Source organism: Pseudomonas sp. XP1, from assembly GCF_053557675.1.
On the sequence record NZ_JBNRIJ010000005.1, the window covers coordinates 173,787 to 192,509 of the forward strand.

General features: G+C 62.6%; 17 protein-coding genes. 13 read left to right on the forward strand and 4 right to left on the reverse strand.

The annotated features are described in order from the left end of the window. Together ACK1U9_RS07110 and aspA are read right to left on the reverse strand one after the other, a co-directional pair. Positions 1-931, reverse strand: a 931-nt coding sequence (locus tag ACK1U9_RS07110; protein ID WP_449109787.1) for an AraC family transcriptional regulator, incomplete at its 3' end; no start/stop codon positions are given. Between the two features lie 229 nt (positions 932-1,160). After that, complete coding sequence (gene aspA, locus ACK1U9_RS07115) at positions 1,161-2,585, reverse strand: aspartate ammonia-lyase (RefSeq protein WP_003260072.1); 1,425 nt, start codon at positions 2,583-2,585, stop codon at positions 1,161-1,163. A 182-nt stretch (positions 2,586-2,767) separates the two neighbouring features. Between aspA and ACK1U9_RS07120 the strand changes: the two genes are divergently transcribed. From ACK1U9_RS07120 to ACK1U9_RS07140, 5 genes are all read left to right on the forward strand, one after another. After that, on the forward strand, positions 2,768-3,700 hold the full coding sequence (locus ACK1U9_RS07120) for a LysR substrate-binding domain-containing protein (RefSeq protein ID WP_161797629.1): 933 nt from the start codon (positions 2,768-2,770) through the stop codon (positions 3,698-3,700). A 171-nt stretch (positions 3,701-3,871) separates the two neighbouring features. Continuing rightward, entirely contained in the window at positions 3,872-4,363 is a 492-nt protein-coding gene (gene purE / locus ACK1U9_RS07125; RefSeq protein WP_003253304.1) for a 5-(carboxyamino)imidazole ribonucleotide mutase, read from the forward strand. Between the two features lie 10 nt (positions 4,364-4,373). Continuing rightward, positions 4,374-5,456, forward strand: a complete 1,083-nt coding sequence (locus tag ACK1U9_RS07130; protein ID WP_025341133.1) for a 5-(carboxyamino)imidazole ribonucleotide synthase — start codon at positions 4,374-4,376, stop codon at positions 5,454-5,456. A gap of 96 nt (positions 5,457-5,552) precedes the next feature. Further along, positions 5,553-5,798: a GlsB/YeaQ/YmgE family stress response membrane protein gene (locus ACK1U9_RS07135; protein WP_012274863.1), complete on the forward strand. Its 246-nt coding sequence runs from the start codon at positions 5,553-5,555 to the stop codon at positions 5,796-5,798. Between the two features lie 48 nt (positions 5,799-5,846). Continuing rightward, on the forward strand, positions 5,847-6,380 hold the full coding sequence (locus ACK1U9_RS07140; protein ID WP_178081789.1) for a DUF3299 domain-containing protein: 534 nt from the start codon (positions 5,847-5,849) through the stop codon (positions 6,378-6,380). A gap of 119 nt (positions 6,381-6,499) precedes the next feature. On the opposite strand, the gene ACK1U9_RS07145 is transcribed toward ACK1U9_RS07140, so the two are convergent. Together ACK1U9_RS07145 and ACK1U9_RS07150 are read right to left on the reverse strand one after the other, a co-directional pair. Further along, entirely contained in the window at positions 6,500-7,396 is an 897-nt protein-coding gene (locus tag ACK1U9_RS07145; RefSeq protein WP_085601091.1) for a D-hexose-6-phosphate mutarotase, read from the reverse strand. Positions 7,397-7,467: 71 nt separating this feature from the next. After that, a complete protein-coding gene (locus ACK1U9_RS07150; RefSeq protein WP_003253317.1) occupies positions 7,468-7,866 on the reverse strand; it encodes an acyl-CoA thioesterase in 399 nt (132 codons plus the stop codon). A 359-nt stretch (positions 7,867-8,225) separates the two neighbouring features. Between ACK1U9_RS07150 and ACK1U9_RS07155 the strand changes: the two genes are divergently transcribed. The 8 genes from ACK1U9_RS07155 (at position 8,226) to ACK1U9_RS07190 (ending at position 18,701) form a co-directional block, all read left to right on the forward strand. Then, the gene (locus tag ACK1U9_RS07155; protein WP_046613715.1) at positions 8,226-9,515 is read left to right on the forward strand and encodes an MFS transporter; all 1,290 of its coding nucleotides are present in this window, start codon (positions 8,226-8,228) and stop codon (positions 9,513-9,515) included. A gap of 222 nt (positions 9,516-9,737) precedes the next feature. Continuing rightward, a complete protein-coding gene (locus tag ACK1U9_RS07160; protein WP_013974822.1) occupies positions 9,738-10,736 on the forward strand; it encodes a phosphate ABC transporter substrate-binding protein PstS in 999 nt (332 codons plus the stop codon). Between the two features lie 138 nt (positions 10,737-10,874). Further along, the gene (locus ACK1U9_RS07165; RefSeq protein ID WP_108480438.1) at positions 10,875-13,163 is read left to right on the forward strand and encodes an ABC transporter permease subunit; all 2,289 of its coding nucleotides are present in this window, start codon (positions 10,875-10,877) and stop codon (positions 13,161-13,163) included. 71 nt (positions 13,164-13,234) lie between these two features. Further along, positions 13,235-14,851, forward strand: coding sequence for a phosphate ABC transporter permease PstA (gene pstA / locus ACK1U9_RS07170; RefSeq protein WP_153670637.1), 1,617 nt, complete (start codon positions 13,235-13,237; stop codon positions 14,849-14,851). Positions 14,852-14,923: 72 nt separating this feature from the next. After that, the gene (gene pstB, locus ACK1U9_RS07175) at positions 14,924-15,757 is read left to right on the forward strand and encodes a phosphate ABC transporter ATP-binding protein PstB (protein WP_046613712.1); all 834 of its coding nucleotides are present in this window, start codon (positions 14,924-14,926) and stop codon (positions 15,755-15,757) included. A 63-nt stretch (positions 15,758-15,820) separates the two neighbouring features. Next, positions 15,821-16,591 (forward strand): phosphate signaling complex protein PhoU, encoded by a 771-nt coding sequence (phoU, locus tag ACK1U9_RS07180; RefSeq protein WP_013974818.1) that lies wholly within the window; start codon positions 15,821-15,823, stop codon positions 16,589-16,591. A gap of 164 nt (positions 16,592-16,755) precedes the next feature. Further along, positions 16,756-17,652 carry a response regulator gene (locus tag ACK1U9_RS07185; RefSeq protein WP_449109788.1) on the forward strand — a complete coding sequence of 299 codons (897 nt, stop codon included), beginning with the start codon at positions 16,756-16,758 and terminating at the stop codon, positions 17,650-17,652. Positions 17,653-17,804: 152 nt separating this feature from the next. Beyond that, a complete protein-coding gene (locus tag ACK1U9_RS07190) occupies positions 17,805-18,701 on the forward strand; it encodes a M23 family metallopeptidase (RefSeq protein WP_046613710.1) in 897 nt (298 codons plus the stop codon). Positions 18,702-18,723: the final 22 nt, after the last annotated feature.

Below are 18,723 nucleotides of genomic sequence, written 5' to 3' on the forward strand. Positions count from 1 at the left end.
CGGTCTCGCTGAACCCCAGGCACTCGGCAATCCGATAGATCGGCATTTGCTCATCAGCCAGCAACTGCTTGGCCCGCTCGAACCTCAGTTCATCCAGCAGCTGTTGATAACTGCTGCCCAGCGCCTGCAAATGCCGGCGCAGAGTGCGCGATGAGCAGTTCATCTGCCGCGCCAGCCCTTCCAGCCCGGGCGCTGCATCCAGTTGCTGGGCCAGCAGTTGGCGAATCCTCCCCAGCCAAGCCTGGCGGCCAGTGAACTCCAGGTTCAGGCGCCGGCAGCGTTCGCTCATGGCCTTGTGGGTAATCGGGTCTGCCAGCGGCAGCGGCGTGTCCAGCCAGCGCCGTTCGAAGGCAAAGGCATTGTCCTCGTCGTCGAAACCGACCGGGCACTGGAATGCCCCGGCATAGAGTGCGTGGTAGCCGGGCCGTGGGTGTTCGAAACGGGCTGCCAGCAGGGGCAGCGGGCGGCCAAGCAGGTCGTCGCAGATCACCTTCAGCGACACCAGACAGAACTCGGCGTTGAAGGCGGTCAGCGTCGGGCTGTCGTGGTAGTCGCTGGCGCTGAACCAGACGCGCTGGCCGTCGTCGAGCAAACGCAGCTTGAAGACTGTTCCCAGCAGTGCCGGATACTGCAGTGCCAGGCGCAAGGCGTCACCCAAAGTGGCACTGGAGAGCAGGGCGTAACCGAGCATGCCGTAGCACGACACATGCATGCGCCGGCCCAGTTCCAGGCCGATATCCTCGCGTCGGGCAACGGCGTTGGCGCACACCTGCAGTTCCTGCTGGGTGGTGATGCGTGCGTCGGCATGGCCCAGGTCTGCCGGGCCGATGCCGCTGCCGGCCAGCAGCGCCGACGCCTCGCAACCATCTGCCTGGAAGACGTTGAGGATCAGCGAAACCGCGTTGAGGGTGGTCAGGTGGCTGTGCAGCATGCTGGGTAATCCCGTTGGGCTGGGACGCATTATGGAGCAAGTTGTGTGCCGGAGTACGGAGGGCCAGGCAAGCCGCGGTCCCTGTAGGAGCGGCCTTGCGTCGCGATGGGCTGCAACGCAGCCCCAAAATCCTCAGGCAAAAAAAAGGCCCGAAGCATAGGCTCGGGCCTTGGAAAGGTTGAGAGGTGTCTAGTCCCTCGACCTGGTGAGACTGTTTACAGCGGCCTGGTTACGCCTTCAGCGGAACCAGACGTGGAGCGATCATGTTTTCCGGACGCAGGATGTCGTCGAGCATCGCGTCGTCCAGCAGCTTCTCTTCGCGCACCAGTTCCAGTACGCCGCGGCCGGTTTCCAGGGCAACGCGGGCGATACGGGTGGCGTTTTCGTAGCCGATGTACGGGTTCAGGGCGGTGACCAGGCCGATCGAGTGCTCGACCAGTTCACGGCAGCGCTGTTCGTTGGCGGTGATGCCGACGATGCAGTGCTCGCGCAGCATGTCCATGGCGCGTTGCAGCAGGCGGATCGAGTCGAAGATCTTGTAGGCGATCAGCGGCTCCATAACGTTCAACTGCAGCTGGCCACCTTCGGCGGCGACGGTCAGGGCCAGGTCGTTGCCCATGATGGCGAAGGCCACCTGGTTGACGGCTTCCGGGATAACCGGGTTGACCTTGCCTGGCATGATCGAGCTGCCTGGCTGACGCGCTGGCAGGTTGATCTCGTTGATGCCGGTGCGCGGGCCGCTGGACAGCAGGCGCAGGTCGTTGCAGATCTTCGACAGCTTGACGGCGGTACGCTTGAGCATGCCGGAGAACAGCACGAAGGCGCCCATGTCAGAGGTGGCTTCGATCAGGTCGGCAGCCGGTACCAGCGGCTGGCCGCTGATGGCAGCCAGACGCTGCACGGCCAGGGCCTGGTAGCCAGGGTCGGCGTTGATGCCGGTGCCGATGGCGGTACCACCCAGGTTGATTTCGGTCAGCAGTTCCGGAGCCAGCGAGCGCAGGCGCTGCAGGTCTTCGGTCATGGTGGTGGCGAAGGCGCGGAATTCCTGGCCCAGGGTCATCGGTACGGCGTCCTGCAGCTGGGTACGGCCCATCTTCAGTACGTGGTCGAACTCTTTACCCTTGGCAGCAAAGGCCTGGATCAGGCTGTCGAGGCTGGCCAGCAGGGCGTCATGGCCCAGCAGCAGGCCCAGACGGATGGCCGTCGGGTAAGCGTCGTTGGTCGACTGCGCCATGTTCACATCGTTGTTCGGGTGCAGGTACTGGTACTCACCCTTCTGGTGGCCCATGGCCTCCAGCGCGACGTTGGCGATGACTTCGTTGGCGTTCATGTTGGTAGAAGTACCAGCACCGCCCTGGATCATGTCCACCACGAACTGGTCGTGGTAATCGCCTTTGATCAGGCGGGCGCAGGCTGCGGTGATGGCAGCGTGCTTGGCATCGCTCAGGTGACCTAGCTCACGGTTGGCGTCGGCAGCAGCCTGCTTGACCATGGCCAGGGCCACGACCAGCTTCGGGTAGTGCGACAGCGGAACACCGGAGAGGTGGAAGTTGTTGGCAGCGCGCAGGGTCTGGATGCCGTAGTAGGCATCTGCAGGAACTTCAAGGGTACCCAACAAATCTTTTTCGACGCGGAACGATGCAGCGGAGGACATGATGTATATCATCTCGATTTTGACCCGGCACATGCCGGAATGGCGCCAATCCTAGGCCTGAAGGTGATTTTGCGGCCAATGCTGTTGCACGCTAACCTATGCACAAACGGCATAGTGTTTCATGTGACGCCAATTGACATTCGAGCGTGTTCCATTTTGGTGCACGCCAGGAGATGTGCTTCGTGAACCTTGAAAGCAAATGGCTGGAAGACTTTAGCGCGCTGGCCGCCACCCGCAGTTTTTCCCAGGCGGCAGAGCGGCGTTTCGTCACCCAACCGGCCTTCAGCCGGCGCATTCGCAGCCTGGAAGCAGCCTTGGGCCTGCAATTGGTGAATCGTTCCCGCACGCCTATCGAGCTGACAGAGGCCGGCCAACTGTTTCTCGTCACGGCACGCACTGTTGTCGACCAGTTGAGCGAAATTCTCCGCCACTTGCATCATCTGGAAGGCGGGCAGGGTGAAGTGGTGCAAGTGGCTGCGGCACATTCCCTGGCATCGGGCTTTTTCCCGCGTTGGGTGGCCCAGTTGCGCAACGATGGGTTGAACATCGCCACCCGCCTGGTTGCGACCAACGTCGGAGATGCCGTGCATGCATTACGCGAAGGTGGCTGCGACCTGATGCTGGCCTTCTATGACCCGGATGCCGCTCTGCAGATGGATGCCGAAATCTTTCCGTCGCTGCACATGGGCACCACTGAGATGTTGCCGGTATGCGCCGTGGATGCTGACGGCAAGCCGTTGTTCGACCTGGAAGGCGAGGGCAGCGTGCCGCTGCTGGCCTATACCGCAGGCGCATTCCTCGGTCGCTCGGTCAACTTGCTGCTGCGTCAGCGCAACCTGCGCTATACCACCGTCTATGAAACCGCCATGGCCGACAGTCTGAAGAGCATGGCGCTGGAGGGCATGGGCATCGCTTGGGTGCCGCGCCTGTCGATGCGTGGCGAACTGGAACGGGGCGAGCTGGCGATCTGCGGCGGCAGCCAGTGGCACGTGCCACTGGAAATCCGCCTGTACCGCTGCGCTCTGGTGCGCAAGGCCAATGTAAGGCTGTTATGGCGCAAGCTCGAGGGGGCGGCGATGGTTGACCCAAAAGTCAGTCAAAGCCCCGAAAAATAAGGGGCGACAGTTGGTCGCCGGGGTGCCTTAAACGCACCACCTTACGGTATACTGCGCAGCCTTTCGACCGGATGCGTCCGGTCCTGATCAGCAAACAAGCCACGCCGGTCGTCCCGCGTGGCTTGTTGTTTTTTGACGCGCCCAAGGGCGCACAAGCGAAGAGGCTCGACGATGAGTGCACTGGTTGGCGTGATCATGGGCTCCAAGTCCGATTGGTCCACCCTTAGCCACACCGCCGATATGCTGGAAAAACTCGGCATTCCCTACGAGGTGAAGGTGGTTTCCGCCCACCGTACGCCGGATCTGCTGTTCCAGTATGCCGAGGAGGCTGAGGGCCGTGGCATCGAGGTGATCATCGCCGGTGCCGGTGGCGCAGCCCACCTGCCAGGCATGTGCGCCGCCAAGACTCACCTGCCGGTGCTGGGCGTGCCCGTGCAATCGTCGATGCTGTCGGGTGTCGATTCGCTGCTGTCGATCGTGCAGATGCCGGCCGGCGTGCCGGTTGCCACCCTGGCCATCGGTCGTGCCGGTGCGGTCAACGCCGCGCTGCTGTCGGCCAGCATCCTCGGCGCCAAGTACCCGCAGTACCACGCGGCGCTCAAGCAGTTCCGCACAGAGCAGACCGACACCGTGCTGGACAACCCAGACCCGCGCCAGGCTTGAGGCTCAACCCATGAAGATCGGTGTAATCGGTGGCGGCCAGCTGGGCCGCATGCTGGCCCTGGCGGGAACCCCGCTGGGCATGAACTTCGCCTTCCTCGACCCGGCGCCGGACGCCTGCGCCGCGCCGCTGGGCGAGCACCTGCGTGCTGACTACGGCGACCAGGATCACCTGCGCCAACTGGCTGACGAAGTCGACCTGGTCACCTTCGAGTTCGAAAGCGTCCCGGCCGAGACCGTGGCCTTCCTCTCGCAGTTCGTGCCGGTGTACCCCAGCGCCGAAGCGCTGCGCATCGCCCGTGATCGCCTGTTCGAGAAGAGCATGTTCCGCGACCTGGGTATTCCTACCCCTGCTTTTGCCGACATCCTCTCGCAGGCTGACCTGGATGCCGCGGTGGCCAGTATCGGCCTGCCGGCTGTGCTGAAAACCCGCACCCTGGGTTACGACGGCAAGGGTCAGAAGGTGCTGCGTACACCTGAGGACGTGGTCGGTACCTTTGCCGAGCTGGGCAGCGTACCTTGCCTGCTGGAAGGCTTCGTGCCGTTCACCGGCGAAGTGTCGCTGGTGGCCGTGCGTGCCCGTGATGGCGAAACTCGCTTCTACCCGCTGGTGCACAACACCCACGAAAGCGGCATCCTGCGCCTGTCGGTCGCCAGCCAGGCGCACCCGCTGCAGGCCCTGGCCGAAGACTACGTGGGCCGTGTGCTCAAGCAACTGGACTATGTGGGCGTGATGGCCTTCGAGTTCTTCGAAGTCGACGGCGGCCTGAAGGCCAACGAGATCGCCCCGCGCGTGCACAACTCCGGGCACTGGACCATCGAAGGCGCCGAGTGCAGCCAGTTCGAGAACCACCTGCGTGCCGTCGCCGGCCTGCCGCTGGGCTCGACTGCCAAGGTCGGCGAGAGCGCGATGCTCAACTTCATCGGTGAAGTGCCGGCGGTGGACAAGGTGGTTGCCATCGGTGACTGCCACCTGCACCACTATGGCAAGGCCTTCAAGGTCGGTCGCAAGGTTGGCCACGCCACCCTGCGCTGCCACGACATGGCCACCCTCGAGCGCAAGATTGCCGAAGTAGAAGCCCTGATCGGCAACTGATCGAACTTCTACCAGCGGCTTGCCCTCTGAAATGGCAACGAGCCAAAGCGCTGTCTAGGCTTTGGCTTGTTCCATCTTCACTGCAGAGGGATTGCCATGGGTATCATCGGAACCATCTTCATCGGCCTTATCGTCGGCCTGCTGGCCCGCTTCATCAAGCCGGGCGACGACAGCATGGGCTGGATAATGACCATCTTGCTGGGGATTGCCGGCTCGCTGCTCGCCACCTACGGCGGCCAGGCGCTGGGTATCTACCAGGCCGGGCAGGCTGCCGGTTTCCTTGGCGCGCTGATCGGCGCGGTGATCCTGCTGGTGATCTACGGATTCATCAAGAAACGCTGAATACTGGTTAGAATGCACGGCAATTCATTCGAGTTGCCGAGCATTTTCATGCGTGCCTTTTTCCTCGCCCCACTGTTGTTGGCCAGCGCCCTTGCCCATGCCGAACTGCCTGAAACCGACTGGCTGGAGCTGATGCCCAAGTCGGACCAGCAGGCGCTCGAGCAAATGCCTGATATCGACCACAACTCGCCGGAAGCCATGGGCACCTTTACCGACAAGGGCGGCCTGAAGCAGAGCAAGGGCCTGCCGGCGGTGATGTACTCGACCAAGACCGTGGCGGCCATGAATGGCAAGGATATTCGCCTGGGCGGCTACCCGGTGCCTCTGGAGAGCGATGCCAAGGGTAACAGCACGTTGTTCTTCCTGGTTCCTTACCCGGGCGCGTGCATTCATGTGCCGCCACCACCACCGAACCAGCTGGTGCTGGTGCGCTACCCGAAAGGTCTGAAGATCGATGATATCTACACACCACTGTGGGTCAGCGGCAAGCTGAAGGTGGAGAAGGTGAGCAATGACCTGGCCGATGCGGCCTATGCGCTGGATGCCGAGAAGGTGAGGGTGGTGGAGGATGCAGACCTCTGATTGCCTGCACCGGCCCCTTCGCGGTAAAACCGCTCCCACAGGGTCTCCACAATATTCAAGGTTGTGGAGGCCGGGGAGCGGGTTTACCCGCGAAGGGGCCTGAACAGGCCCTGCAAAACTCAGATCATTTCACAGCCAATCCTGACCCCCAGCGAGCTGCTGCCCCCAGGTTTCAATTCCACCAGGTCATCCCACACATTTGCCGTCTCGATGCACAGCATCCGCTGCCACCCATCGTCGGCCATGTCCGGCAGTTCCCTGGCCCGTTCAGTCCATGGGTTCCAGATCACTGCCGAGCGCGACCCGCTGCTGGTCAAGGTAATGCGCCGCTCCCAATGCGGGTCGACGATGCTAAGGGTTTGCGGGGTCGCCAGGTAGATCCGGTCAGTCTCCCCTGTAAACGCCAGGGGCCCCTGTTGCTGGCGCTGCTCCCAGTCAGCCAGGGTCTCGATATAGCTCAGCCCCTCCACCCCTTCGACCCGCGCCTGGCGCACATCACTGACCGCGAAGTAGCTGTGCAGAGCCTGGCTGATGGTGACGGGGGTATTGCCCATGTTGCGGCTGGTCAGGTTCAGCTGCAGGTCCTCGCCCAGCTTCACTACCAGCTTCAGCTCGACGTCATGAGGCCAGCCAGGCAGGTCACCCTGCGCTTCCGGCAGTTCGAATTCGATGCGCAGGCCTTCGCCCGCTTCCTCGATACCCAGCAATTGCCAGTCGCGCGCGCGCGCCAGGCCGTGGGCTGGTGGCTGTTCGCCATGGTACATGGCCTGCACGGCCTGTGGGTTGCGCTGCAGGTTGCCGAACCACGGCCAGCACACCGGCACACCGGCGCGTACCGACTTGCCCTGACGGAAGATGGCCTGGTCGCTCAGCCACAGCAGCGGTGGCTGGCCAACGCGCTGGTAGCTGAGGATCTGCGCGCCCTGCTGGGCGATCAGTAGTTCGGCTCGGTCGCTGCTGATACGCCAGCAGTTGAGTTCGCCATGTTGCTCGGTTACGACCTGGAAGGTAGCCATTGCATTCATCTCATTGATTGCCAGTGGGCCTTGGACCCGGGCACATGCAATGAGTTTACCGCCGGCTTGGCTCAGCGACGAGGTACGGAGCGGGTGCGGCCACTGCCGTCGATGGCGACGAAGACGAAGACTGCTTCGGTGACCTTGCGCCATTCGCTGGACAGCGGGTCGTCGCTCCACACTTCGACCATCATCTGAATCGAGCTGCGGCCGATTTCCAGGGTCTGGGTATAGAACGACAGCTGCGCCCCGACGGCGACCGGGACCAGAAAGGCCATGCGGTCGATGGCTACGGTGGCCACGCGGCCGCCGGCGACACGGCTGGCCATGGCGGTACCGGCCAGGTCCATCTGGGCGACCAGCCAGCCGCCGAAGATGTCGCCAAAACCGTTGGTCTCGCGCGGCAATGCGGTGATCTGCAAGGCAAGGTCACCTTGCGGGATAGGATCTTCTTGTTCGAGCTCAATCATGCGATGGGGCCTCTGACCCGTGACGCTTTCGTTGATGTGGCGCAAAGGCCGGGTAAACGATTCAGCTTGAAACATACTACGCCGATTTCGTTTCACTGAGCGGCCGTAGGGAAACTCTGCGAAACCGCCTGACATAATGACCGGCGTTTTCGCACAACATCCCACGCTAGCAGCAACCATTTCCTACGAACTGCCAGTATATAGAGCATAACGGCCAGCGACGACCGCGCATTCATGAATATGTGTAGGGATTTTGTATCGCTTCCGGCGCAGCTCAGCAATTTGCTATCTTCGCCTGTCTCCCAATCCAGAAGCCGCGTGCCAAGCGGCCTGAATGCCTACAAAGAGAACAATCAGCGATGACTTCCGTGCCGAGCAGTATCGAGCAGCCCTCGCGGCCGCTGACCCGCAGTGACTACAAGACCCTTTCACTGTCCGCCCTGGGCGGCGCGCTGGAGTTCTACGACTTCATCATCTTCGTGTTCTTCGCCACGGTGGTCGGCAAGCTGTTCTTCCCCGCCGACATGCCCGAATGGCTGCGCCTGATGCAAACCTTCGGCATTTTTGCCGCCGGCTACCTGGCGCGGCCGCTGGGCGGCATCATCATGGCCCACTTCGGTGACCTGCTCGGGCGCAAGAAGATGTTCACCCTGAGCATCTTCATGATGGCCCTGCCAACGCTGATCATGGGCCTGCTGCCCACCTATGCACAGATCGGCATGTGGGCACCGATCCTGTTGCTGCTGATGCGCGTGATCCAGGGCGCGGCCATCGGTGGCGAGGTACCGGGCGCCTGGGTGTTCGTGTCCGAGCACGTGCCAGAGCGCAACACCGGCTATGCCTGTGGCACCCTCACCGCAGGCCTGACCGCGGGCATCCTGCTCGGATCGCTGGTGGCGACCCTGATCAACAGCGTCTACAGCGCACAGGAAGTGGCTGATTACGCGTGGCGTATCCCGTTCCTGCTTGGCGGTGTGTTCGGCCTGTTTTCGGTGTACCTGCGCCGCTGGCTGCACGAAACCCCGGTGTTCGCCGAGATGCAGCAGCGCAAGGCTCTGGCCGAAGAGCTGCCGTTGCGCGCGGTGCTGCGTGACCATCGTGGCGCGATCATCCTGTCGATGCTGCTGACCTGGATGCTGTCGGCCGCCATCGTGGTACTCATCCTGATGACCCCGGCGCTGCTGCAGAGCATCTACCACATCAGCCCCACCGACTCGCTCAAGGCCAACAGCCTTGCCATCGTGCTGCTCAGCTTCGGCTGCATCGGCGCTGGCAGCCTGGCCGATCGTTTTGGCGCGGGCCGGGTGTTCGTGATCGGTAGCCTGTTGCTGCTGGCGACTTCCTGGACCTTCTACCACAGCCTGCCTGCGCGACCCGAGCTGCTGTTCCCGCTGTATGCGGTGACCGGCCTGTGCGTGGGAGTCATCGGTGCGGTGCCTTATGTGATGGTCAAGGCATTCCCTGCGGTGGTGCGCTTCAGTGGGCTGTCGTTCTCGTACAACGTGGCCTACGCGATCTTCGGCGGGCTGACGCCGATGGTGGTGACTGCGCTGCTGAAAGTGAGCCCAATGGCGCCTGCCTACTATGTGGCGGGGTTGTGTGCCGTTGGTCTGGTCGTGGGCGTGTACCTCCTGGCCAACAAGCGTTAAGGCTGCTGCCTCTTCGCGGCTAAAGCCGCTCACACAGGAATCGCATCGGTTCCAAGGCAATGCCGCACCCGTTGGAGCGGCTTAACCGCGAAGAGGCCAGTCCTGCTTTTGATGATGGCCTTTCATCCAATTGTCATATTCGAGTCATATCGTATTCATGCGGCCTGCAGATACTTGGGCCCGTTCCATCCAACACCCCAATATTCCTGCTAGGAGCAAGGCATGAAACTGAAGCGTTTGATGGCGGCCCTCACCTTTGCCGCCGCTGGCGTTGCAACCGCCAACGCGGTAGCCGCTGTCGATCCTGCGATCCCGACCTACACCAAGACCACCGGTGTTTCGGGCAACCTCTCCAGCGTCGGTTCGGACACCCTCGCCAACCTGATGACTCTGTGGGCCGAGGCCTACAAGAAGGAATATCCGAACGTAAACATCCAGATCCAGGCTGCCGGCTCCTCCACCGCGCCACCCGCGCTGACCGAAGGCACCGCCAACCTCGGCCCGATGAGCCGCAAGATGAAGGACGTCGAGCTGCAGGCCTTCGAGCAGAAGTACGGCTACAAACCGACCGCCATCCCGGTCGCCGTAGACGCCCTGGCTGTGTTCGTGCACAAAGACAACCCGATCAAAGGCCTGACCATGGCCCAGGTCGACGCCATCTTCTCTTCCACCCGCCTGTGCGGTGGCAAGGCCGACGTCAAGACCTGGGGTGACCTGGGCGTGACCGGCGACCTGGCCAACAAGCCAGTACAGTTGTTCGGCCGGAACTCGGTATCCGGCACCTACGGCTACTTCAAGGAAGAAGCCCTGTGCAAAGGCGACTTCAAGCCTAACGTCAACGAACAACCTGGCTCGGCTTCGGTCGTGCAGTCGATCAGCTCCTCGCTGAACGGCATCGGTTACTCGGGCATAGGTTACAAGACCGCCAGCGTCAAGACCGTTGCCCTGGCCAAGAAGGAAGGTGGCGAGTTCGTTGAAGACAACGAAGCCAATGCCCTGAACGGCACCTACCCGCTGTCGCGCTTCCTGTACGTTTACGTCAACAAGGCCCCGAACAAGCCTCTGGCCCCGCTGGAAGCCGAGTTCGTCAAGTTGGTGCTGTCGCAAGCCGGCCAGCAGGTCGTGGTGAAGGATGGCTACATCCCGCTGCCGGCCAAAGTCGTCGACAAGACGCTGGCTGACCTGGGTCTGTCCCACGCAGGTAACGTTGCAAAAAAGTAAGTAACTGAGGGGAGGCCGGTGCTGATGCCCGGCCTCCTCCACGAATTTCCAGTCCGAAGCCAGGTTTCCTGTGCGGCGGGCTTTCGTGCGTCATCACTTTGTAATGTTTTTGTCACACGGGACCGCTAGGGTGTGCGCATGAATGATCTGGCCAACTCCAACATGACCCAAAACTCCCAGCCCGTGCGGATTGATTTCAATACGCCGGAGTTGCAACGCAAGCGCCGCATGCGCGCGCTCAAGGACCGCCTGACCCGCTGGTACGTACTGGTGGGCGGGCTTGCCGTATTGGCGGCGATCACCCTGATCTTCTTCTATCTGGCCTATGTGGTGCTGCCGCTGTTCCAGGGCGCCGAGCTGACCAGCAAGAAAGCCCTGGAGCCGACCTGGCTGCAACAGGATGCCGGCAAGCCGCTGATGATCGCGCTTGAAGAGCAGAACCTGGTGGGCATGCGCGTTTCGGACAAGGGCCAGGCACTGTTCTTCGATACCAAGACTGGTAACGAGCTAAAGCGTGTCGACCTGCCACTGCCGGCAGGCACCCAGGTCACTTCGATCAGTGCCGACCAGCCGGGCAGTCCACTGGTGGTGCTGGGCTTGTCCAATGGCCAGGCGCTGGTGTTCCACCACACTTACAAGATCACCTACCCGGACAACAAGAAAACCATAGCCCCCGACATCGACTACCCGTACGGCGAGCAGCCGTTCGTGCTCGACGAGCAGGGGCGTGCCCTGGAACATGTCAGCGTCAACGTCAATGGCGACACCCTGCTGATGGCCGGTTCCACCGGCGCGCATCTGCAGGTGGTCGAGCTGACCCGCACCGAAAACATGATGACCGAAGAGGTCACCACCGAGCAGAACCGCATCGAACTGCCGCAGATGACCGAAACGGTGAAGAACATCTTCATCGACCCTCGTCAGCATTGGCTGTACGTGATCAACGGTCGCGCCACCGCGGACGTGTTCAACCTGCGCGACAAGAGCCTGAACGGCCGCTACAAGCTTTCTGATAGCGCCGACACCGAAATTACCGCCACTGCCCAGTTGGTCGGCGGCATCTCGCTGATCATCGGCGATTCCAAGGGCGGCCTGGCCCAGTGGTTCATGGCCCGTGACCCGGATGGCGAATCGCGCTTCAAGCTGATCCGCACCTTCCAGATGGGCAAGGCAGCGGTCGTGCAGATTGACGCCGAAGAGCGCCGCAAGGGCTTCGTCGCCCTCGACGCCGCAGGCGAGCTGGGCGTGTTCCACAGCACCGCACACCGTACCTTGCTGGTCGAGCCGGCCGCCGAAGGCCCTGGCATCCTGGCCCTGTCGCCACGTGCCAACCGAATCATCATCGAAGAAGGCGGCAAGCTGCTGCCGCTGAGCCTGCGCAACCCGCACCCGGAAATTTCCTTCAGCGCGCTGTGGGGCAAGGTGTGGTACGAGAACTACGACGAGCCGAAATACGTCTGGCAATCGACCGCATCGAACACCGACTTCGAGCCCAAGCTGAGCCTGTCGCCGCTGACCTTCGGTACCCTGAAGGCCGCGTTCTACGCCATGATCCTGGCGGCCCCGCTGGCGATTGCCGCGGCCATCTACACCGCCTATTTCATGGCCCCGGGCATGCGCCGCAAGGTCAAGCCGGTGATCGAACTGATGGAAGCGATGCCGACGGTGATCCTCGGCTTCTTCGCCGGTCTGTTCCTCGCCCCGTACCTGGAAGGCCACCTGCCGGGCGTGTTCAGCCTGTTCCTGCTGATGCCGCTCGGTATCCTGCTGGCCGGCTTCGCCTGGACCCGCCTGCCCGAGTCGATTCGCCTGCGTATCCCGGATGGCTGGGAGGCGGCGATCCTGATCCCGGTCATCCTGTTCACCGGCTGGTTCGCCCTGACCATGAGCCCGCACCTCGAAAGCTGGTTCTTCGGCGGCGACATGCGCCTGTGGATCACCAATGACCTGGGGATAACCTACGACCAGCGCAACGCCCTGGTCGTGGGTATCGCCATGGGCTTCGCGGTCATCCCGAACATCTACTCCATCGCCGAAGACGCCGTGTTCAGCGTACCGCGCAGCCTTACCTTGGGTTCCCTGGCCTTGGGGGCGACGCCCTGGCAGACCCTGACCCGCGTGGTCATCCTCACCGCCAGCCCGGGTATCTTCTCGGCGCTGATGATCGGCATGGGCCGTGCGGTGGGCGAGACCATGATCGTGCTTATGGCCACCGGCAACACCCCGGTGATGGAGTTGAACCTGTTCGAGGGCATGCGCACCCTGGCCGCCAACGTGGCCGTGGAAATGCCGGAATCGGAAGTCGGCGGCAGCCACTATCGCGTGCTGTTCCTGGCCGCGCTGGTGCTGCTGATGTTCACCTTCATCATGAACACCTTGGCCGAGCTGATTCGCCAGCGTCTGCGCAAGAAATACTCGTCGCTTTGATAGAAAGGTAGAGATCCGTGAAAAAGGATTCCCTCAAAGGCTGGTTCAAGAGCGGCGCCCCAGGCGTCTGGATGAGCGGCGGCGCGGTGGCCATGGCAGTGATCATGACCGTTGGCCTGCTGGCGGTAATTGCCGTGCGCGGCCTGGGCCACTTCTGGCCGGCCGATCTTGTCCAGGCCACCTACAAGGTGCCGGGCCAGGCCGACCACGTCGTCATTGGCGAAGTGGTGCAAAAGGAAGAAGTACCCCGTGCCCGCCTGAAGGGCGCCGGCCTGCCAGTGCCTGATCAAGGCCCGGAGTTCATGACCCGTGAGCTGATCAAGGTGGGCAACCGCGACCTCAACGGCAGCGACTTCACCTGGGTGGTCGGCGACTGGCTGGTCGACGAAAAGCACCCGACCGACCTGATCGCGCTGGAGCGCCGCGAATGGGGCAACTTCTACGGCTACCTGGTCAGCGTCAAGGAAGAAGGCCGCGTGGTCGCCGAAGGTGCTGCCGCCTGGACCGAACTGCAGGCCCGCCTCAAGCGTGCCAACCAGCTCAACAGTGAGCTGCAAAGCCTCGAAAAGAAAGACATCGGTGCCATCAATCATGGCCTCGAGCGCCTGCGCCTGCAGGCGCGCAAGCTGGAACTGGACGGCAAGCTGGACGCCGCCGCTCAGGCTGACATGGACGCCGAACGCGCCGAGCTGAACAGCCGCTACAAGGCCATTGAAGACCGCCTGACCGGCCTGCACCAGGCCTTCGCCCGCGACAGCCTGGTGGCCCGCGATGGCAACGGCCGTGAAGTGGAAATCAACCTCAGCAAGGTGGTGCACGCCATCCAGCCGAACGCCATGTCGGGGTTCACCAAGCTGGGTACCTACTTCACCAAGGTCTGGGAGTTCCTAAGCGACGATCCGCGTGAAGCCAACACCGAGGGCGGTATCTTCCCGGCCATCTTCGGTACCGTGATGATGACCCTGATCATGGCTGTTATCGTCACCCCGTTCGGTGTACTGGCTGCCGTGTACCTGCGCGAATACGCCAGACAGGGCCCGGTGACCCGCCTGATCCGCATCGCGGTGAACAACCTGGCCGGTGTACCGGCGATCGTCTACGGCGTGTTCGGCCTGGGCTTCTTCGTCTATGTGCTGGGTGGCTCGATCGACCGCCTGTTCTTCCCTGAAGCGCTGCCGGCTCCAACCCTGGGTACTCCTGGCCTGCTGTGGGCATCGCTGACCCTGGCGCTGCTGGCCGTGCCGGTGGTGATCGTGGCAACCGAGGAAGGCCTGGCGCGTATCCCGCGTACCGTGCGCGAAGGCTCGCTGGCCCTGGGCGCGACCAAGGCCGAAACCCTGTGGAAGATCGTTCTGCCGATGGCCAGCCCGGCGATGATGACCGGCATGATCCTCGCCGTGGCCCGCGCCGCCGGTGAAGTGGCACCGCTGATGCTGGTAGGTGTGGTGAAGCTGGCCCCGTCGCTGCCGGTGGACGGGAACTACCCGTACCTGCACCTGGACCAGAAGATCATGCACCTGGGCTTCCACATCTATGACGTCGGCTTCCAGAGCCCCAACGTCGAAGCCGCGCGGCCGTTGGTATACGCCACCGCGTTGCTGCTGGTGCTGGTGATCGCGGCCCTCAATCTCTCGGCCGTGTGGATCCGCAACCACTTGCGCGAGAAGTACAAGGCTCTCGACAGTTGATCCTGATTGCAAGCGTGCCGCCCGTGAGCCGGGTGGCCCTTTGAAACGAATTGTTAGCGTATGGAGTTGACCATGCAGCAAGAATCCCATGCCCACGGCATCGACATGTCTGCCCTGGGCCGCGACAAGCAGAGCCTGCGCCTGGCCGAAGAAACCGTAGCCATCGAAGTGCCGGGCCTGAGCCTGTTCTACGGCGACAAACAAGCGCTGTTCGATGTGCAGATGAACATCCCCAAGCAGCGTGTGACCGCCTTCATCGGACCGTCCGGCTGCGGCAAGTCGACCCTGCTGCGCACCTTCAACCGCATGAACGACCTGGTTGACGGCTGCCGCGTGGAGGGCGCCATCAACCTGTACGGCAACAATATCTACCGCAAGGGCGAGGATGTGGCCGAGCTGCGCCGCCGTGTGGGCATGGTGTTCCAGAAGCCCAACCCGTTCCCCAAGACCATTTACGAAAACGTGGTATACGGCCTGCGCATCCAAGGCATCAACAAGAAGCGCGTGCTGGACGAAGCGGTCGAGTGGGCGCTGAAGGGCGCGGCCCTGTGGGACGAGGTCAAGGACCGCCTGCACGACTCGGCACTGGGCCTGTCCGGTGGCCAGCAGCAGCGTCTGGTCATTGCCCGCACCATCGCCGTGGAGCCGGAAGTGCTGCTGCTCGACGAGCCGTGCTCGGCACTGGACCCGATCTCGACCCTGAAAGTCGAGGAACTGATCTACGAACTGAAATCCAAGTACACCATCGTCATCGTGACCCACAACATGCAGCAGGCGGCCCGTGTTTCGGACTACACCGCATTCATGTACATGGGCAAACTGGTCGAATTCGGGGATACCGACACCCTGTTCACCAACCCGGCGAAGAAACAGACCGAAGACTACATCACCGGTCGCTACGGCTAAGCCTGGCCAGCCAGGGCACGACACGAACTACTTGAAGCTTGCAGCTTCTTCGCGGAGCGAACGATGATCAACAAAGAAAGCCTTACGCATCACATTTCCCAGCAGTTCAACGCCGAGCTCGAAGAGGTGCGTAGCCACCTGCTGGCCATGGGCGGCCTGGTCGAAAAGCAGGTCAACGACGCAGTCACTGCGCTGATCGAAGCCGACTCGGGCCTGGCCCAGCAAGTGCGCGAAGTCGACGAGCAGATCAACCAGATGGAGCGCAACATCGACGAGGAGTGCCTGCGCATCCTCGCCCGTCGTCAGCCGGCGGCCTCCGACCTGCGCCTGATCATCAGCATCTCCAAGTCGGTGATCGACCTGGAGCGCATCGGTGACGAGTCGACCAAGATCGCCCGTCGCGCCATCCAGCTGTGCGAGGAAGGCGAGTCGCCGCGCGGCTATGTCGAGGTGCGTCACATCGGCGATCAGGTGCGCAACATGGTCCGCGACGCGTTGGACGCCTTTGCCCGCTTCGACGCCGACCTGGCGCTGTCGGTGGCCCAGTACGACAAGACCATCGACCGTGAATACAAGACCGCCCTGCGTGAGCTGGTGACCTACATGATGGAAGACCCGCGCTCGATCTCGCGGGTACTGAGCGTGATCTGGGTGCTGCGTTCACTGGAGCGTATCGGCGACCATGCGCGCAACATCTCCGAGCTGGTGATCTACCTGGTGCGCGGCACCGACGTGCGTCACATGGGCCTCAAGCGCATGACGGCAGAAGTGCAGGGCACTGCTGTTTCCGACGGCGAAAACGCTAATGTTCCGGCCGAACCTGACGATAAGTAAGGTTGCTCCCGAGCATCGACGCCCGGCCTTGGCCGGGCGTTTTCGTTTGCGGTCGAGGAGCCGGCAGGCACCCGCGAACGATGTGAAGAAGTCCCGGCGTGACCAGGTTGTAGCAAGTGGCCATTATTCGGCGGTAGGCTAGTCGGGATTCAGAAGGAGTATCGATGAGTAAAGTGAATGTGCTGGTCGTGGATGACGCCCCGTTTATCCGTGACTTGGTCCGCAAATGCCTGCGCAATGCCTTCCCGGGCATGACCATCGACGACGCCGTCAACGGTCGCAAGGCCATGGCCATGCTGGGCAAGGAAGCGTTCGACCTGGTCCTGTGCGACTGGGAAATGCCGGAAATGTCCGGTCTGGAGCTGCTCACCTGGTGCCGCCAGCAGCCGGAGTTGAAGAGCCTGCAGTTCATCATGGTGACCAGCCGAGGCGACAAGGAAAACGTCATCCAGGCGATTCAGGCGGGCGTTTCCGATTTTGTCGGCAAGCCGTTCACCAACGAGCAATTGCTGACCAAGGTGAAAAAGGCCCTGACCAAGATCGGCAAGCTCGACAGCCTGATGGCCAGCGGCCCGGCACGGGTCAACTCGGCGTTCGCCAATGACTCGCTGAATGCGCTGACAGCCGGCAAGCCTGAAGCGGTGAAAGTCACGGCTCCAGCGCCGGCGCCTGCACCCGCCAGGCCAGTGGCCAGTGCCCCCCGGCCCGCCGCTCCAGCGCCGACCGGCCGTGGCCAGGGCCAGTTGCGGCTGGCCGGCGGCATGCAGCCGTGCGTGATCAAGGCGCTGAGCTTGAAAGAGGCCTTGCTGGTGGTGCGCCGTGGCGAAGCGCTGCCCCAGGTGCTGGAAGGCGCGGTGCTGGACCTGGAGCAGGGCGACAACGCCGAAGTCGCGCGGCTGAACGGCTACCTGCATGCCGTAGCGGCACTGGAACCCAAACCCGACAGTGACTGGTTGCAACTGACCTTCAAGTTCGTCGACGAGGATGCCCAGAAGCTCGACTACCTGTCGCGGCTGATTGCCCGCGGGACGGCGCAGAAGCATTTCACCCCCGGCGCCTGACCGCAGCCTCACACCGCACTTTTTGTAGGAGCAGCACAAGGCTGCTCCTACAAAAACGCTGCGCAACCCAGGGCCATCCGACCAACTGTCATACCCGCCACAAAACCCCCTGCTAGGCTTCGACAAATCATAACTGTCAAAAAGCCACTATCATGCCCGCCCGCCTGCTGCTGTTCTGTGCATTGCTCATGGCCTCGGCGTCGAGCCTGGGCATGACCATCTACGAGATCACCGATGACGGCCGTGTGACCTCCTATTCCGATCGGCCCGGCCCCGGTGCCAAAACCTTTGTGCGGCGCGTGCCCATGGTCGAGGTGCCCGAAGGCCAGGTGCTGCTGAACGCGATAACCTTCAACGGCGGCGTGAGCTTTTCGGCCCGCAACCAGATGCATGTGCCGGTGGAGGTGGAACTGCGCCTGGACAACCTGGTGAACGCTCAAGGTGGCAATGCCCCGCGTACCGTGCGCCGGGTACTGCCGCCGCGCACCACGCAAATGCTAAGCGTGCTCAGGGGGCGGCCCGGGATGCTGCTGAACTACCGCTCGACCCTGCTGCAGGCCATGGGCGACCCGGGCAAGCGGCCCCAAGGCTTCCGCTATGCATTCCCCTGGATCGGCGGGCCGTTCCGCGTGACCCAGGGCCCCAATGGCCGGATCAGCCATTTTGGGCCCAAAGGGCGTTATGCCATGGATATCGCCATGCCCGAGGGCACCACAATCGTTGCGGCGCGGGAAGGGGTGGTGGTGAAGACGGAGAACAGCCAGAGCGGGCGCGGCCCCAACCCGTCGGGCAATTTCGTCAGGATCCTGCACCCGGACGGCACCATGGGCGTATACCTGCACCTGATGCGCGGTTCGGTGGTGGTGGCGGAGGGGCAACGGGTGCGGCAGGGGCAGATGCTGGCCAAGTCGGGCAATACCGGCAACAGCACCGGGCCGCACCTGCATTTCGTGGTGCAGCGCAATGTGGGGTTGGCGCTGGAGTCGATACCTTATCGGTTCGACAGGCCGATTAGCGGGTTGCCTGACTTCACTGCGGGTAACCCTTGATCCGTGCCGGCTTCTTCGCGGG